This is a genomic window from Brevibacterium sp. Lmc1, assembly GCF_057654315.1.
On sequence record NZ_CM172803.1, the window covers coordinates 2,225,405 to 2,243,518 of the forward strand.

Consider the following 18,114-nt stretch of genomic DNA (forward strand, 5'->3'; position numbering starts at 1 on the left):
CGGATCAGAACTTGAGCATCGGCTTGAGGAACCGTCCGGTGTGTGATTCGGCCACCTCGGCGACCTCTTCGGGAGTGCCCTGGGCGATGATCTGCCCACCGCCGCGGCCGCCCTCGGGCCCGAGGTCGATGACGTGATCGGCATTGCCGATGACGTCGAGGTTGTGTTCGATGACGATGACCGTATTGCCTTTGTCGACGAGTCCCTGGAGGACCATGAGCAGCTTCGAGATGTCCTCGAAGTGCAGACCGGTCGTCGGTTCGTCGAGCACGTAGACGGTGCGACCGCGGGAGCGCTTCTGCAGTTCGGCGGCGAGCTTGACACGCTGAGCCTCGCCGCCGGAGAGAGTCGTGGCCGGTTGGCCGAGTCGGACATAGCCGAGCCCCACCTCGACGAGGGTCTTGAGGTGTCGAGAGATCGCGGGAATCGCAGCGAAGAAGTCGTTGGCCTCCTCGATGGGCATATCGAGGACCTCGGCGATGTTCTTGCCCTTGAACGTGACTTCCAGGGTCTCCCGGTTGTACCGGGCGCCCTGGCAGACCTCACAGGGGACGTAGACGTCGGGCAGGAAGTTCATCTCGATCTTGATCGTGCCGTCGCCGCTGCAGTTCTCGCAGCGACCGCCCTTGACATTGAAGGAGAATCGACCGGGCAGATAGCCGCGGACCTTCGCCGATTCGGTTTCGGCGAACAGCCGGCGCACATGGTCGAAGACGCCGGTGTAGGTCGCGGGATTCGACCGCGGGGTGCGACCGATCGGCGACTGGTCGACGTGGACGACCTTGTCGAGATTGTCCAGGCCGGTCACGCGCTTGTGTCGTCCGGGCACCCGCGAGGCGCCGTTGAGGACGTTGGCCATCTGTGTGTAGAGGATCTCGTTGACCAGAGTCGATTTGCCCGAACCGGACACGCCGGTGACTGCGGTGAGCACACCGAGAGGGAAGGACACCGTGACGTCGCGCAGGTTGTTCTCCACGGCCTTCTCGACGGTGACCATCCGGTCCTTGTCTACGGGGCGGCGGGTCGGCGGGATCTGGATCGCCCGTCGGCCGGAGAGGTAGTCGCCGGTGATCGATCCTTCGGCATCCTTGAGGCCGGTGACGGGACCGGAGTAGACGACCTCTCCCCCGTGCTCGCCGGCGCCGGGTCCGATATCGACGATCCAGTCGGCGGATTCGATGGTGTCCTCATCGTGTTCGACGACGATGAGGGTGTTGCCGAGATCCTTGAGCTTGTTGAGTGTTTCGATGAGTCGGCGGTTGTCTCGCTGATGCAGTCCGATCGACGGCTCGTCGAGGACGTAGAGGACGCCGACGAGGCCGGAGCCGATCTGCGTGGCCAGGCGGATGCGCTGGGCCTCACCGCCGGAGAGCGTACCGGCTGCCCGGTTGAGGCTGAGGTAGTCGAGACCGACGTCGAGGAGGAACCCGAGTCGGGCGTTGATCTCCTTCATCACCTGCGCCGCCACGGCGGCATCGCGGGAGCTCAGCTCGAGGGAACCGAGGAAGGAAGCTGCTTCGTCGAGGGCGAGTTCGGAGACCTCGGCGATGGACCTGTCTCCGACCTTGACGGCGAGGATCTCCGGTTTGAGGCGCGTACCGTCACAGCTGGCACACGGGATCTCGCGCATATAGGACTCGTAGCGTTCCCGCGACCACTCGGATTCTGTTTCCTCGTGCTTGCGCTGAATGTATTGGTAGACGCCTTCGAAGCCCGTCGAGTACGTGCGTTCACGCCCGAAGCGGTTCTTGTACTTGACATGGACCTTGTAGTCCTTGCCCGTCAGAATCGCGGTCTTCGCGGACTTCGGCAGCTTCTTCCACGGCGTCTTCATATCGAAGCCGAGTTCGTCGCCGAGCCCCTTGAGCAGACGGTTGAAGTACTTCGAGACCTGTTTGCCTCCCGACCAGGGGGCGATGGCCCCGGAGCCGAGGCTGAGATCCTCGTCGGGGACGACGAGATCTTCGTCGACCTGCAGGCGCGTGCCGATGCCGTCGCAGGTGGGGCAGGCGCCGAAGGGCGAGTTGAAGGAGAACGAACGCGGTTCGATCTCGTCGATCGTCAGCGGGTGCTCGTTCGGGCACGACATGTGCTCGGAGAAAGTGCGGGTCGTGCCTTCGTCGACGAGTTCGATGTCGATGCGTCCGTCGGCGAGCCCCAGGGCGGTCTCGACGGAGTCGGTCAGCCGCGGGCGCATTCCCGATTTGGCGACGAGGCGGTCGACGACCACGGAGATCGTGTGCTTGTACTGCTTCTCCAAGGTCGGCGGTTCGCTCAGGCTGATCTGCTCGCCGTCGACGATGGCCCTGGAGAAGCCCTTGGACTGCAGGTCGGTGAAGAGGTCGACGAATTCGCCCTTGCGGGACCGGACGACGGGAGCGAGGACGAGGAACTTCGTCCGCTCCTCGAGTTCGAGCAGCTGGTCGACGATCTGCTGCGGGGTCTGCTTGGTGATGACCTCACCGCAGACGGGACAGTGCGGGATGCCGATCCGCGCCCACAGCAGGCGGAGGAAGTCATAGACCTCGGTGATCGTGCCGACGGTCGAACGCGGATTGCGCGATGTCGACTTCTGGTCGATCGACACCGCTGGAGACAGCCCTTCGATGAAGTCGACGTCGGGTTTGTCCATCTGCCCGAGGAACATCCGGGCATAGGAGGACAGGGATTCGACGTAGCGTCGCTGTCCCTCGGCGAAGATCGTGTCGAAGGCCAGCGAGGATTTGCCGGAACCGGACAAGCCGGTGAACACGACCATCGAATCGCGCGGCAGCGCGATTTCGACGTTCTTGAGATTGTGTGCTCGCGCTCCCTTGACCCACAGGGTGTCGAGATGGGAGACGCCTGTCACTTGCTCACCGTTATTGGTTTTCATCACCTGACCACTGTATTACTCGGCACTGACATTGCTGCATTCGCAGCGGTTTCCGGCTCATCTGCCGATCTCTCCGACGGAGAGGATGCGGAGCACGATATCTCCGGATTCGTCGCTGGCGGCCACGTCCACCTCGGCGTCGATGGCCCAGTCCCTGTTGTCGTCGGGATCGGCGAGGATCTGTCGGACGCTCCATGTGTCTGAACCGGGTGTGATGTCGATATATTCCCGACCGCGGGCCTTCTGGTCGACGATGAGCTCCCCGTATTCGTCGTAGAAGTCCTCGATCGCGTCTTCCCAGGCCCGTGAGTCGAATCCGGATTCGGAGTCGAGGCAGCCGAGCTCCGTGTAGTTCGCACGTTCGGCCAGCAGCACTCGGTGGAACAGGGCATTGCGGACCTCTGCGGTGAACACCTTCGTATTCTCGGAGAAGCGGCGGTCGAGTGCCGGCAGATCGTCGGGAGCTTCGGTGGGGTCGAGTCCCTGCAGGGTGCGCCATTCGTCGAGCAGCGACGAATCCGTCCGGGCGATGGTCTCACCACACCATTCGATGATGGTCTCGAGTTCCTCGGTCCGGTTCTCCGCGGGGATGTTGTGGAGCAGTGCGCGGTAGACGTCGGTGAGGTAGCGCAGCAGGCTGCCCTCGGCCCGGGCGAGGTTGTAGTAGCCGACGAACTGGGTGAAGCCCATGGCCTGCTCGAGCATGTCGCGGACGACGGATTTGGGTTCGAAGCCGCCTCGGTGCAGCCAGGGATGAGTCTCGACGAAGTGGTCGAAGGCCGGGTCGAGCATCTCGGCCAGGGGTGCGGGACTTTCGATCTCGTCGAGGATCGCCATTCGTTCGGCGTATTCGACGCCCTCGGCCTTGAGTTCAGCCAGGGTCTCTCCCTTGATCCGGTCGAGTTGGCCCTTCAGTATCTGGAACGGCACCGAGGTGGTCGCCTCGACGATGGATACGACGTCGAGGGCGTAGGTGTCGTCGTTCTCATCGAGAAGCTCCAGTGCGGCAAGCACGAAAGGAGCCAGGGGCTGGTTGAGCGCGAACTGGGGGCCGAGGTCCTGGGTGGCGATGAGTTCGCTGCCGCGGACCTCGATGAGTCCGGCGTCGATGAGGGAGCGTCCGATGCTGATCGCGGTGAGTTTGAGGTCGAGCCGGCGTTCCCTTGTCTCATGTGTCTTGTCGATGAAGTCGCTGATCGTCGACACATCGGAGCCGGGGCGGGCGACGAGGTTGAGGATCGTCGAATGGTCGATCTTCATCCGCGGCCGCAGGGTCTCGGATTCGCCTTCGATGAGTTTTGCGAAGGTCTCTTCGGACCAGCCGACGAAGCCGACCGGGGCGGCCTTCTTCTTGACCTTCTTCTTTTTCTTCTTGTCATCGTTGGCCGCTTTGGCTTCTGCCTTGAGGTTGTCGATGACGTGTTCGGGGGCTTGGGCGATGACGTAGCCGCGGGTGTCGAATCCGGCGCGGCCGGCACGTCCGGCGAGCTGTTGGAACTCGCGGACGCTGAGCCTGCGCATCTTCCGCCCGTCGAACTTCGTCAGTCCGGTCAGCAGCACGGAGCGGATGGGCACATTGATGCCCACACCGAGGGTGTCGGTGCCGGAGATGACGAGCAGCAGTCCCTTCAGCGCGAGCTGTTCGATGAGGCGGCGGTACTTCGGCAGCATTCCGGCATGGTGGACGCCGACGCCGTGCAGCAGCAGTTTGCGCAGGCTGGTCCCGAATCCCTTGCCGAAGGTGAATCCCTTGATGGCTGCGGCGATGGCGGCCTTCTGTTCCTTTGAGGCAAGGTCGACCGAGAGCAGGTTGGTGGCGAGGTCGATGGCACCGTTCTGAGAGTAGGAGACGACGTAGACCGGTGCCTTGTCGTTGCGGACGAGTCCGCGGAGAGTGTCCGAGAGCGTCTCCGTCGAATATTCGTAGTCGAGCGGGACCGGCCGGGTCGCCGAGGTGACCACGGAGGAGTCGCGTCCGGTCGTCTCCGTCATCGTCCGTCGGATGTCGGTGGTGTCGCCCAAGGTGGCGGACATGAGGACGAACTGGGTCTGCGGCATCTCGAGGAGGGGCACCTGCCAGGCCCAACCGCGGGAGGGGTCGGCGACGTAGTGGAATTCGTCCATGACGACCATTCCGGCGTCGAGCATTCCGCCTTCGCGCAGAGCTTGGTTGGCCAGGATCTCCGCCGTGGCGCAGATGACGGGCGCCTCCGGGTTGACGGTGGAGTCGCCGGTGATCATCCCGACGTTCTCGGCGCCGAAAGCGTCGATGAGGGAGAAGAACTTCTCGCTCACCAGGGCCTTGAGCGGGGCCGTGTAGTACGACCGGATCCCGCGGGTGAAGGACTGGTAGAGAGCGAACAGAGCGACGAGTGACTTCCCCGAGCCGGTCGGGGTCGCCATGATCGTATTGTCTCCGGCGAGGATCGTGAGGAACGCCTCGTCCTGAGCCGGGTAAGGCTCGACACCGATCTCTCGGCAGTATTCGCCGAAGGACTCGTAGATCGTGTCGTCGTCAGCGAATTCCGCTGGGATCTCCTGCAATCTGGCCACGCTGATGCACAGACCTTTCCGATTAGACTGATTCCATCCTATTGCTCGACACCGAGGAGTCACATATGCCGGTCTTCGCCGTCACCTACCACTATGGTCCCGATACTGATACGCGGATGGAACATCGCCCCGCGCATCGCCGCTGGCAGGCGGAGCTGAATGAGACCGGTACGATCCTCGCCTCCGGTCCCCTGGACAACGATCCGGAGCCGGGAGGGCTGCTGATCCTCAACGCTGCCGACCGTGCGGAGGTCGAAAGCCACCTCGCCGCCGATCCCTATGCCTCGCTCGGTGTCATCGAGTCGACGGACATCCGCGAATGGACTCCCGTGTTCGGCCCCTTCGCCCAGGGCTGAGCGTCGCACTGCCGGTCCGGTTCTGCCCTGACCGGGAAGACACGAGCGGGGTCCGTCTCGAGAGATCGAGACGGACCCCGCTCGTTCTGTGCCGACACCGAGGCGGTGTCAGCGCGACCGGGTCCGACCGGCTCAGGCCTCTTCGGATTCGTTCGAGCTGACGTCCTTGAAGGAGATGCCGTCCTTCTTCATCTTCACGAGTGAGGCGACGGTGGCCACCACCATGGCGAGGACGATGACGGTCAGGGACAGCCACGTCGGCACCTCGGGGATCGAGTGACCCCACGAGAGGAACTCCCAATCGCTCGAATGCAGAGCGTGGATGATGAGCTTGACGCCGATGAAGCCGAGGATCGCGGCGATTCCGTAGTGGAGGTAGACGAGCTTGTCGACGAGTCCCCCGAGCAGGAAGTACAGCTGACGCAGTCCCATGAGAGCGAACACGTTCGCGGTGAACACGAGGAACGCATTCTGAGTGACGCCGAAGATCGCGGGGATCGAGTCGAGCGCGAACATCACATCGGTCGAGCCGATGGCGATGAACACGATGAACATCGGGGTCCAGTACTTCTTGTTGTCGTCGAGGGTCACCCGCAGCTTGTTGCCGTGGTATTCGTCGACGACGTTGATCCGCTTGCGCAGGAACCGGATGAGACCGTTTTCGCCGTCGCCGTCGTCTTCGGAGCTGAAGGCCTGCCGGTAGGCGACGATGAGGAGGAAGATGCCGAAGATGAAGAAGACCTCGACGAAGGCGCTGATGATCGCCGCACCCGCGAGGATGAAGATGCCGCGGAAGATGATGGCGATGATGATGCCGACCATGAGCACTTCCTGCTGGTACTTCCGCGGTACCGAGAAGCTGCCCATGATGATGATGAAGACGAACAGGTTGTCGATGCTCAACGAGTACTCGAGCAGCCAGCCGGTGAGGAACTCGCTGCCGTGCTGGGCATCGCCGATGGCGAAGAGCGCGCCGGCGAAGACCAGAGCCAGGGCGACGTAGAAGGCGACCCAGATGCTCGCTTCCCGCATCGACGGGGTGTGTGGTCGCTTGACGACCAGCAGGAGGTCGAAGACGAGGATCGCAACGACGATGATTCCCGAGGTGATCATGAACCAGACGGGAATCGGAGATTCGCTCGCAGCAGCGGCGTTGCCGCCGGCCGCGAGCGTGGAGGACAGAATATCCATGGATGCCTTTCGTGGTGAACAGGATATATCCAGGTCGAAAGTCTCTCCCACGCGGTGATGCTGCGTGCGCTCCGCGGCCGGACCCCTTGTGGGGTCGTGGTGACGACCGCGGATGGACGGGATACTCCCTTTCGCCAGCACACCAGTATAAACACGCGAGCATCACTCGCGCGTCACCGGTGCGGATCAGGCGTGCCCGGCCTCCTTCATCTGGCGCAGCTCCTGCTTGAGGTCGGAGAGCTCGTCGCGCAGTCGTGCGGCGAGTTCGAACTGCAGCTCCGCGGCGGCCGAATGCATCTGCGAGGTCAGCGATTCGATGAGTTCGGTGAGGTCGGCCGCCGGCGGGCGCAGCGAACCGGGTTTGCCGGCGGCTTCCCTCTGTTCGTCGGTCAGGGTCGAGTTGTAGCCGCGCTTGCCCTTGCCGTAGTCGAATTCGGTGAGCAGCTCTCGAGTGTCCTCGTCCTCACGCTGCAGTCGTTCGGTGATGTCTGCGATCCGCTTGACCAGCGGGGCAGGATCGATTCCGTGCTCTTCGTTGTAGGCGATCTGGATGGCGCGCCTGCGGTCGGTCTCGTCGATGGCGGTGCGCATCGAATCCGTGATCGTATCGGCGTACATGTGCACCTGGCCGTTGAGGTTACGTGCGGCACGACCGATCGTCTGGATGAGCGATGTCGACGACCGGAGGAAGCCTTCCTTGTCGGCATCGAGGATCGCCACGAGGGAGACCTCGGGAAGGTCGAGACCCTCACGCAGGAGGTTGATGCCGACCAGCACATCGAATTCGCCCGCGCGCAGCTCTGTGAGCAGCTCCACACGTCGCAGAGTGTCGACATCGGAATGGAGGTACTGGACCCGGATATCGTGTTCGAGCAGGTAGTCGGTGAGATCTTCGGCCATCTTCTTCGTCAGCGTCGTCACGAGCACACGTTCATTCACGTCGACTCGGGTCTTGATCTCGTCGAGGAGATCATCGATCTGCCCCTTCGTCGGCTTGACCTTGATCTCGGGGTCGACGAGTCCGGTGGGGCGGATGATCTGCTGGACGTATCCGTTGGCGTTGCCGAGTTCGAAGTTGCCGGGTGTGGCCGACAGGTACACGCTCTGTCCCACGCGCTCCCGGAACTCGTCGAATTTCAGCGGCCGGTTGTCCATGGCACTGGGCAGGCGGAAACCGTGCTCGACGAGGGTGCGCTTGCGCGACATATCGCCTTCGTACATTCCGCCGATCTGCGGGACCGTGACATGGGACTCGTCGATGACGAGCAGGAAGTCCTCGGGGAAGTAGTCGAGCAGGCAGTTCGGTGCCGAACCGGGATCGCGGCCGTCGATGTGCCGGGAGTAGTTCTCGATGCCGGAGGTGAAGCCCATCGACTCCATCATCTCGAGGTCATAGGTCGTGCGCATCTTCAGCCGTTGGGCTTCCAGCAGCTTGTTCTGCGATTCGAACTCGCTCAGCCGCTTCTGCAGTTCGTCCTCGATGCCGCTGATCGCGGTGGCCATCCGGTTCTCACCGGCGACGTAGTGGCTGGCCGGGAACACGTGGATGGTGTCCTCGTCGCGCACGATCTCGCCCGTCAGCGGGTGGAGGGTCTGCAGCGATTCGATCTCGTCGCCGAAGAATTCGATCCGCAGCGCGAGCTCCTCGTACTGCGGGATGATCTCGACGGTGTCTCCGCGCACGCGGAAGGTCCCGCGGGTGAAAGCCATGTCATTGCGGGCGTACTGCATCGACACGAAGCGTTTGAGCAGTTCGTCCCGATCGCATTCGTCGCCCTTGTGAAGGGTGACCATCCGATCGACGTATTCCTCAGGAGTGCCGAGACCGTAGATGCACGACACCGTCGAGACCACGACGACGTCGCGTCTGGTCAGCAGCGAGTTCGTGGCCGAGTGCCGGAGACGTTCGACTTCGTCATTGATCGAGGAGTCCTTCTCGATGAACGTGTCAGTCTGCGGCACATAGGCTTCCGGCTGGTAGTAGTCGTAGTAGGAGACGAAGTACTCGACCGCGTTGTTGGGCAGCAGCTGTCGGAACTCGTTCGCCAGCTGCGCGGCGAGAGTCTTGTTCGGCGCCATGATCAGGGTCGGTCTCTGCACCTGCTCGATGAGCCATGCCGTCGTCGCCGACTTGCCTGTGCCGGTGGCACCGAGGAGGACGATGTCCCGCTCACCCGCGTCGAGCCGGTCGGAGATCTCTCGGATCGCCGTCGGCTGGTCACCGGAGGGAGAGTACTCGGAGACGACCTCGAACGGCGCCACCTCGCGGGTGACGTCGGGGCGGTGGCCGATCGCTGGCAGGGGGCGTTCTGAGCTCATAGTCCAACCCTAGCCCCCGCCCCTGACATTGGGCAGACCGGAGTCGGAACGGCAGCCTCGGCGAATTGCCTGCCGACATGTGTCAGCGTGTCAGTCGAAGCTGTCGGGCACCAGTCGGCGGCGCATCTGCAGGAAGTACGGTTCCTTCGATTCCGCATATGTTCGCATCATCTGCCCGTTCGTCCCGCCCGCAGCCTTGGCTTCAGCCAAACGGTCTCTCTTCAACTCGAGGTAACGGTCCCGCTCCCCCGTGTCCGCGATCAGCAGGTCACGGAACGCGCGCGCGAAGCGCACACCGACCGAGTCCGCGGTGCGCACATGCAGATTGACGGCGCGGCCCGGGTCCGTGTTCGCGTGGAACCATTTCCCTTCGGTCGACTCTTCGCCGAGGTGGTCGCTCATCTCGGCTCCCGGGTAACCGAGTTCGGCCAGTCGGGGTGCCAGCTCCCTGGCGGCGGTGAGATCGGGGACGAGGAGCTGCAGATCGATGACGTCCTTGGCGGGCAGTCCCGGCACAGAGGTGGAGCCGATATGTTCGATGGCGAACTCCTCGCCCGTGCCGTGTCGCAGCTTCCTGATCGCTCTCTGCGCGTCACCGATCCAGTCGGCATGCGCGGGATCGACGAGTTCGAGGGCTGCCTTCGGTGCCCGCTGCCCGGACGCGAGATTGGCGGAGAAGGGCCGGATCCGCGATTCGATGAGCCGGGCGACCGCGGCCTTCGTCTCTTCGACGGGACCGGAGTTGTCGATGATGACATCGCAGGCTGCTCGGCGGGTGTCGTCATCGGCTTGGCGGGAGATCCGTGCGGCGGCATCGTCGCGGTCCATTCCACGGGAGTCCATGAGCCGCTGCAGGCGCACTTCGGCGGGCACGTCGACGAGGAGATTGAGGTGGTAGGCCGGTGTCATGTCGTTCTCGACGAGCAGCGGGACGTCGTGGACGACGATCTCGGCGTCGGCGTACATGGCGAAGTGTTCGGCGGTGCGGTCGCGGATCGCCGGATGCATGAGGCCGTTGAGCCGTGCTGTGTGCTCGGAATCGACGAAGGCTGCCGCGGCCAGTGCCGGCCGGTCGAGCGAACCGTCGGAGTGCAGCACCTGCGGCCCGAAGGCCTCGGCCAGCTTCTCGAGCAGCGGCTGTCCGGGTTCGACGACTTCGCGGGCGATCCTGTCGGCGTCGACGAGCACTGCCCCGTGTTCGACGAGCATTGCGGACACCGTTGACTTTCCGGCGCCGATTCCGCCGGTGAGACCAATTCTCAGCATGGGATCATCCTACTGATCCAGTCGGTAGACCCGCACTCCCTCATCGGCGAAGATCGGATCTCCGACGGCGGCATCGAGGAAGGCCGCATACTCTCCCTCACCGCCCGGCAGGAGCGGAGCTTCGGGGGCGAGGACGATGAAGTCGACCCCGGTCTCCCTCAGTTCGGCGATCGCCGAGACGACTTCCGGGCTGTCCGCGCCCGGCATGGGCTCGCCGTCGAAGACGGAGCCGTGCAGGAGTTCGTCGAGGGCATCTTCGGGGGCGGAATAGGTCACCGGCGATTCCGGGCTCGAACCGATGAAGTAGCCGCCGGTCTCGTGGTAGCGGAATCCGCTGACCGACTGCCACACCATGGCTTCGTCGGCGTGGGGCTCGGCCCATGCCAGGGGGCGGGGGAAGGTCTTGACGACGGATCCGGCGGGGATCACCTCGGCGATGGAGTGCTCGTAGAACTCCGGAACTGTCACCTCATGGGCGGTCTGCGGAGCGGGGAGGATGGCCACGGCGGCGAGGACGAACAGGATGAGGAGGGCGCGGGCGCGAAGCAGCTTCCGGTGGCTCAGCGCCCACTGGAGGCCGATTCCGAGCACGGCGAAGAGCGCGATCGTCGAGTGGAGGACGAGCCGCATGGGCAGGATGTTGTTGAGTACGGGGATGGCTTCGATGAGCGCGAACGGACCGGTCTCGAGGGCGATCCGGCCGCAGAGGAGGATCGGTGAGCCGAGTGCCAGCAGGCCGACGAGGATGCCGGTTGCCGCGGCGATGCGCACCGGCACCGCGTGTGCGGACCGGTGGGCGAGGCCGAGAACGATGAGCACAGCCGCCGCCAGAGCTGGTGCGCCGACGTAGGCGCCGAGTTCGGCGGGGTCGATCTCCATGATTCGGGGCAGAGGAGACACTCCGGAACTCAGCCAGGCCGGCGCTGCGGGCAGGATCGGATCGAGCAGGTCGGTGTTCCATACTCCGTGTGGGCGGATGGCGCCCTGTGGGGCGTTCGGTCCGGACATGGTCACCAGCAGCGGGATCGCACACAGCACGGCGATACAGCCGGCGACTGCGGAACCGAGACCGAGGGCGACCCATGACCGGGCGCGGTAGAGGCGGCGTCCGAAGACGGCGAGGCTGGCCAGGAAGCAGAGTGCGGCGAGGAAGGTTCCGGCCAGAACTTCGGTGGAGACGTAGAACTGGAAGCCGAGGAGGAGCCCGAACCCTCCTCCGAGCAGCCACAGGCGACGGCTGCGCAGCAGAGAACGGCCGGGATCCACCTGTGTCGCGCGGCCGAGGTCGAGGAGAGCGAGGATCGCCCAGGCGGTCAGGGGCGGGGTGACGATATAGGCGAGGTTCGGGTGGCCGCCGAGCTGGGCGATGACATAGCTGGAGAAGCCGACTCCGGCAGCGGCGATGAAAGCGGGCGGGCGGTCGAGGAAGCGGCGGAAGAGCACAGCTGTGGCCAGGCTGCCGAGCACCGGGAAGGCGAGGATGAGGAGGTTGTAGCTCACGATGGGGCCGGCCACCCACGTCACAGGAGCGAGCAGGATCGCAAACCCTGCGAGCGAGGTGTTCCAGGCTCCGTTGACTCCCCCGCCGAGGGCGTTCATCGATTCCGTGTACAGCAGGCCGCCGGTTGCCCCCGGTCCGAATCCGAGGATGTCTGCGAGAACCTGCGCGCCGTGCCCGAGCCACCAGATGAAGAGTGAGGTGTCGTCGTTGGAGGCGACGACGCTGCCGCCGGGGTCCGCGGCGACGGAGCCGAAGACGATCAGGCTGCCGACACAGAGGATGAGGGTGTACCACAGCCACGGGCGCAGGCATGCCCGAGCCGTGGGGGCATACAGAAAGGGCTCCCGGCCTTCCGACCGGGAGCCCTTCTGGTGGCTGCTATCAGCTGCCTGCAAGCTTCTCACGCAGGGCTGCAAGAGCTTCGTCGCTGGCCAGGGTGCCCTCGTCGCTCGCCTCTTCGGAGGAGAACGATCCGGTGGCCGGAGCGGCTTCGGCAGATCCGACGGCATCGGCTGCGGAGGCCTCGGCATCCGCTGCGATGGCCTTGGCGACCTGCTTCTTGTGCTCTTCCCAGCGTTCCTGAGCTGCGGCGTACTGCTGCTCCCAGGTCTCGCGCTGAGCTTCGTAGCCCTCGACCCATTCGTTGGTCTCGGGGTCGAAGCCCTCGGGGTACTTGTAGTTGCCGTCCTCGTCGTACTCCTGCGGCATGCCGTACAGAGCGGGGTCGAGGAACTCTTCGGCCTCGGGGTCGACGCCTTCGTTCGCCTGCTTCAGCGACAGCGAGATGCGGCGGCGTTCCAGGTCGATGTCGATGACCTTGACGTAGATGGTCTCGTCGACCGAAACGACCTGCTCGGGCAGATCCACGTGGCGCACGGCCAGCTCGGAGATGTGGACGAGGCCTTCGATGCCGTCTTCGACGCGCACGAATGCACCGAACGGAACGAGCTTGGTGACCTTGCCCGGCACGATCTGTCCGATGACGTGCGTGCGAGCGAAGTGCTGCCAAGGATCTTCCTGGGTGGCCTTGAGCGACAGCGAAACGCGCTCACGTTCCATGTCGACGTCGAGAACCTCGACGGTGACTTCGTCGCCCACGGTGACGACCTCACCCGGGTGATCGATGTGCTTCCAGGACAGTTCGGAGACGTGGACGAGTCCGTCGACACCACCGAGGTCGACGAACGCACCGAAGTTGACGATGGAGGACACGACACCAGGACGGACCTGGCCCTTCTGCAGGGTCTGCAGGAAGTCGTGGCGGACGGCCGACTGGGTCTGCTCGAGCCAGGCACGGCGCGACAGGACCACGTTGTTGCGGTTCTTGTCGAGCTCGATGATCTTGGCTTCGACCTGCTGGCCGATGTAGGGGGCGAGGTCGCGGACGCGGCGCATCTCGACGAGGGACGCGGGCAGGAAGCCGCGCAGTCCGATGTCGACGATCAGGCCGCCCTTGACGACCTCGATGACGGTGCCGGTGACAACGCCGTCGTCTTCCTTGATCTTCTCGATGTCGCCCCAGGCACGCTCGTACTGAGCGCGCTTCTTCGACAGCATGAGACGACCCTCTTTGTCTTCCTTCTGAAGAACGAGGGCTTCGATTTCGTCCCCGACCTCGACGACTTCGCCGGGATCGACATCGTGCTTGATGGAAAGCTCACGTGCGAGGATGACGCCTTCCGTCTTGTATCCGATGTCGACGAGGACTTCGTCACGGTCGACCTTGACGACTTCGCCCTCAACGATGTCGCCATCGTTGAAGTACTTGATGGTCTCATCGACGGCGGCGAGGAAATCCTCAGCGGTTCCGATGTCGTTGACAGCGACCTGCTTCGGCTGCACCGATTCCGGCGTGGTGGTGGTCATATAGGTAGGGACTCCGATGGAATATTGGTCCAGATCCGGTACCCTGGCGACAGGTCGTGTAAGTTGCCGCAAGAACCGAATCCGGTCTCGATTGCGAATTTGGACTTGTATGCACAGGCGCATACGGTTGTCAATGCTAGCACCTTTTCGGGTGTGAATGCACGCCGAAGAGACGAATCATCACCACCTGGGGCCACGGAGGAACCATGAGCGAAGGAACTGACGGAGCCGAGGTCATCAGCGGTGGCTATCTCCCGATCGACGAAGAGGCTTCCGTCCGGGCCAATCGCAGCTATTGGGACAACTCGGCCGAGGAGTATCTCGCCGAACACGGCACGTTTCTCGGGGCTTCGGATTTCATCTGGTGTCCGGAGGGAATTCACGAATCCGATGTGCGCCTCCTCGGCGATGTCGCCCGGAAGCAGGTTCTCGAGGTCGGCTGCGGTGCCGGTCAGTGCTCCCGGTGGCTGGCCGAGCAGGGCGCGATCACCACAGGTGTCGACGTCTCCGCCGGAATGCTCGAGCAGGCCTCGCGTCTGCAGCGCGAACATCCCCTGAGCGCCGAGGCGACTCCCCCGACGTTCCTCCTCGCCGATGCCCGACAGTTGCCGTTCGCATCGAACAGCTTCGATCGCGCGTTCTCCTCCTACGGTGCCCTGCCCTTCGTCAAGGATGCCGAGGTCGTCTTCGCCGAGGTGGCCCGAGTGCTGCGCAACGGCGGACAGTGGGTCTTCTCGACGACTCACCCGATGCGGTGGATGTTCCCCGACGTTCCGGGTGAGGCCGGTCTGACGGTTGAGTACTCGTACTTCGATCGCACTCCGTACGTCGAGCTGTCTTCGGACGGTCAGCCGGTCTACGCCGAGCATCACCGGACGATGAGCGACTGGGTCCGTCTCCTCGTCGAAGCCGGCTTCACGATCGATTCGGTGACCGAACCCGAATGGCCCGAGGAGAATCGGACCGCTTGGGGCGGCTGGTCACCGCTGCGCGGTGCGCTCATGCCCGGTACCGCGATCTTCTCCACCACCCTGACCAAGGACTGACGGGGCCGGAACGGGGACGATCCTCAGCCGAGGACTGTGAAGTCCTCGGCCAGTCCCCCGCGACCGGTCAGCCCGGCGAGCACTGAACTTCCTTTCCCGCTCTGCATCGCCAGCCCCGCTGCGATCGCCAATGATTCCCGGAGCGCGGCCTCCGGAACAAGTGGTTCGGCACCGAGTGTCGTGGCGATGTCGATGCCGTGGACGACGAGCTCGAAGGTCCGTGTGCGCCTCCCCCGAGGCGACGCCGCGTTCGCGGACGACATCATCGACTCCCGGCTGGGGCAGGACCGCGCAACTCACCCGTCGCGCTCTCGTTCAAGCGCTAGCGCGGATGTCGTGTGGTACACGGCGCGAAAACTGCGGGGACGCTTGAACGAGCGTGGGCGAGACCGTTTTCCGCGCTTGCGCTTGAACGAGTTCGACGGGACAGCGGGCAGCAGCTCAGTGGGCGGCGGCGTGCCAGGAGCGTCCTGTGCCGACGTTGACGTCCAGAGGCACATCGAGTTCGAACGCCGACCCCATCTCCTCCGTGACGATCGTCTTCACCTCATCGATCTCGTCCGGACGGACGTCGACGATGATCTCGTCATGGACCTGCAGCAGCATCGGCGAGCGGAGACCGTCCAGACGGGCGGCCACCTTGAGCATGGCGATCTTCATGATGTCGGCTGCCGAACCCTGGATCGGAGCGTTGAGTGCGGCGCGTTCGGCCATGTCCCGCAGCTGCCGACGGTCGCTGTGCAGCGCCGGCAGATAACGACGACGGCCCATGATGGTCTCCGTGAACCCCTTGGCGCGAGCCTGCTCGACGATGTCGTCGAGATAGTCCTTGACTGCACCGAAGCGTTCGAAGTACTGGTCCATCAGCCCCTTGGCTTCATCGACGCCGATCGCAAGCTGCCGGGAGAGGCCGTAGGCGGAGAGCCCGTACACCAGCCCGTAGGACATGGCCTTGACCTTCGAGCGCATCTCGGAGTCCACCTCGTCGATGCCGACTCCGAAGACCTTCGAGCCGACATAGGAGTGGAGATCCTCGCCGTCCTTGAACGCCTGGATGAGCGCGGAATCGCCGGACAGATGAGCCATGATCCGCATTTCGATCTGCGAGTAGTCGGCGGTGAGCAGAGTCCCGTCAGTCACGTCGGGGTCGGCGATGAAGATGTCTCGGATGCGGCGGCCTGATTCGGTCCGCACGGGAATATTCTGCAGGTTCGGGTCCAGGGACGAAAGCCGTCCGGTGGCGGCCACGGTCTGCTGGTAGGTGGTGTGGATGCGGCCGTCGTCGGCAACAGTCTTGAGCAGTCCGACGACGGTCTGCTTGAGCTTCGTCGAATCCCGGTAGGCCAGCAGGTGTTGGAGGAAGGGGTGTTCGGTCTTGACGAACAGTTCGGCCAGGGCGTCGGCATCGGTCGTATAGCCGGTCTTCGTCCGCTTGGTCTTGGGCATATCGAGTTCGTCGAAGAGCACGGTCTGCAGCTGTTTGGGAGAACCGAGGTTCACCTCGTGGCCGATCGCCTCATAGGCCTCGCCCGCGCTGGCTTCGGCCTGTTTCGTGAATTCGTCGATGAGGTTCGACAGTCCGGTCTCGTCGACCGCGATCCCGGTCGCTTCCATGCGCGCGAGCACGGGCACGAGCGGCAGTTCGATCTCGCGATAGACCTGCGTCATGTTCGCGTCCTCGACGGCCTTCGCGAGCACCTCGTGGACCTCGAGCAGGGCGGCGGCGCGTTGGCCGTGCGTGGTCACCGCGGCATCGGAGTCGAGGTCGAGGGCGAGCTGTCCGGAATCAGCCTCGGGTTCGCTGAGATCGATTCCGGCACGGTCGGCGGCGATCTGACCGAGTTCGTAGGACCGGGCATCGGGAACGAGGAGGTAGGCAGCCAGGGCCGTGTCCCCGGCGATATCCGTCACGGACAGTCCCATCGACTCCCACGCTTTGATCTGCAGCTTCGAGCTGTGGAGGATGAGCGAATGCCCGCCCAGGGCGGAACCGAGCGCGCCGACGGCCTTCTGCCCCGCCTCGGCGAGGTCGACGACCCAGGCCCGGCCGGGTTCGGCGGAGACCGCCAGGGTCCGTGCCTGACCGTGGCCGAGTTCGAAGGAGGCGTCGGAATCAAGCGCCAGCACATCGTGGTCGGCGATTTTCGTCAGCAGAGTGTCGATGTCGACGGTCTCGATGTTCGTCTCGCGTGTCGGTGCCGGTTCGGACTCGGCTCCGGCCTCGGGGAAGATCGCGGCCAGACGCTTGCCGAGGGCCTGGAACTCGAGTTGGTCGAACAGGCTCGACAGCTCGGCCGGGTCGCCTTCGCCCCAGGCCAGATCGTCGTACTCCAGTCCCAAGTCGACGTCGTCGAGGAGGCGGTTGAGTCGGTAGTTCCGCTCCACCTCGCTGATATGGTCGCGCAGCTTCTCACCGACCTTGCCGCCGATCTTGTCGGCGTTGTCCAACACCCCGGGCAGATCGCCGTGTGCGGTGAGCCATTTCGCGGCGGTCTTGTCACCGACTCCGGGCACACCGGGCAGATTGTCGGCCTTCTCACCGACGAGCGCGGCCAGCCCCCGGTAGTTCGCGGGGCTCACCCCGTACTTCTCCTCGACCGCGGCCGGCGTCATCCGGTTGAGATCGCTGACTCCACGTTTCGGGTAGAGGATCGTCACCCGGTCGGAGGCGAGCTGGAACGAATCTTTGTCTCCGCTCATCACCTCGACGAACGAGCCGGCATCCGTGCCCATCTTCGCCATCGTGGCCAGAGCGTCATCGGCCTCGAAGCCCTCCTTCGTCACCACCCGGATGCCCATCGCCGTGACGATGTCCTTGATGAGGTCGATCTGCGGGTGGAACTCGGGCGGAGTCTTCGCCCGTCCGGCCTTGTAGTCGGGGTATTCCTCGAGGCGGAACGTCTGGCGTCCGAGGTCGAAGGCCACGGCCACGTGGCTGGGCTCTTCGTCGCGGAGGACGTTGATGAGCATGGAGATGAAGCCGTAGATGGCGTTCGTCGTCTGGCCGGTGCTGGTGGAGAAGTTCTCGACCGGCAGGGCGTGGAATGCCCGGTAGGCCAGGGAGTGTCCGTCGATGAGCAGGAGGGATTCGTTTGAGTGACTCACATGGCATAGCCTAGCGTTCGAAGCTGACTTGAAGGA

At 64.1% G+C, this 18,114-nt stretch carries 11 protein-coding genes; 2 read left to right on the top strand and 9 right to left on the bottom strand.

The genetic code is table 11. The features are described 5' to 3' along the window. Positions 1-4: 4 nt before the first annotated feature. Both uvrA and AC239G_RS10040 read right to left on the bottom strand, forming a co-directional pair. Complete coding sequence (uvrA, locus tag AC239G_RS10035) at positions 5-2,875, bottom strand: excinuclease ABC subunit UvrA (protein WP_487490112.1); 2,871 nt, start codon at positions 2,873-2,875, stop codon at positions 5-7. Between the two features lie 57 nt (positions 2,876-2,932). Then, the gene (locus AC239G_RS10040) at positions 2,933-5,428 is read right to left on the bottom strand and encodes a DEAD/DEAH box helicase (RefSeq protein ID WP_487488771.1); all 2,496 of its coding nucleotides are present in this window, start codon (positions 5,426-5,428) and stop codon (positions 2,933-2,935) included. A gap of 65 nt (positions 5,429-5,493) precedes the next feature. On the opposite strand from AC239G_RS10040, the gene AC239G_RS10045 reads away from it, so the two are divergent. Further along, a complete protein-coding gene (locus tag AC239G_RS10045; protein ID WP_487488772.1) occupies positions 5,494-5,784 on the top strand; it encodes a YciI family protein in 291 nt (96 codons plus the stop codon). 132 nt (positions 5,785-5,916) lie between these two features. Here the strand turns inward: AC239G_RS10045 and AC239G_RS10050 are convergent, their stop codons facing one another. The 5 genes from AC239G_RS10050 to rpsA all read right to left on the bottom strand — a co-directional run bounded on the left by AC239G_RS10050 (position 5,917) and on the right by rpsA (position 13,927). Next, positions 5,917-6,975, bottom strand: a complete 1,059-nt coding sequence (locus AC239G_RS10050) for a TerC/Alx family metal homeostasis membrane protein (RefSeq protein ID WP_139908084.1) — start codon at positions 6,973-6,975, stop codon at positions 5,917-5,919. A 186-nt stretch (positions 6,976-7,161) separates the two neighbouring features. Continuing rightward, entirely contained in the window at positions 7,162-9,294 is a 2,133-nt protein-coding gene (gene uvrB / locus AC239G_RS10055) for an excinuclease ABC subunit UvrB (protein ID WP_487488773.1), read from the bottom strand. A 90-nt stretch (positions 9,295-9,384) separates the two neighbouring features. Beyond that, a complete protein-coding gene (gene coaE / locus AC239G_RS10060) occupies positions 9,385-10,560 on the bottom strand; it encodes a dephospho-CoA kinase (RefSeq protein ID WP_181270530.1) in 1,176 nt (391 codons plus the stop codon). A 9-nt stretch (positions 10,561-10,569) separates the two neighbouring features. Further along, positions 10,570-12,465 carry a hypothetical protein gene (locus AC239G_RS10065; protein ID WP_487488774.1) on the bottom strand — a complete coding sequence of 632 codons (1,896 nt, stop codon included), beginning with the start codon at positions 12,463-12,465 and terminating at the stop codon, positions 10,570-10,572. Beyond that, on the bottom strand, positions 12,443-13,927 hold the full coding sequence (gene rpsA / locus AC239G_RS10070; protein ID WP_487488775.1) for a 30S ribosomal protein S1: 1,485 nt from the start codon (positions 13,925-13,927) through the stop codon (positions 12,443-12,445). Before rpsA ends, AC239G_RS10065 begins: the two co-directional genes overlap by 23 nt. Before the next feature lie 206 nt (positions 13,928-14,133). On the opposite strand from rpsA, the gene AC239G_RS10075 reads away from it, so the two are divergent. Next, positions 14,134-14,973, top strand: coding sequence for a class I SAM-dependent methyltransferase (locus tag AC239G_RS10075; protein ID WP_173152476.1), 840 nt, complete (start codon positions 14,134-14,136; stop codon positions 14,971-14,973). Between the two features lie 23 nt (positions 14,974-14,996). On the opposite strand, the gene AC239G_RS10080 is transcribed toward AC239G_RS10075, so the two are convergent. Beyond that, positions 14,997-15,239 carry a hypothetical protein gene (locus tag AC239G_RS10080; RefSeq protein WP_139467302.1) on the bottom strand — a complete coding sequence of 81 codons (243 nt, stop codon included), beginning with the start codon at positions 15,237-15,239 and terminating at the stop codon, positions 14,997-14,999. Positions 15,240-15,414: 175 nt separating this feature from the next. Beyond that, complete coding sequence (polA, locus tag AC239G_RS10085; protein WP_487488776.1) at positions 15,415-18,078, bottom strand: DNA polymerase I; 2,664 nt, start codon at positions 18,076-18,078, stop codon at positions 15,415-15,417. Positions 18,079-18,114: the final 36 nt, after the last annotated feature.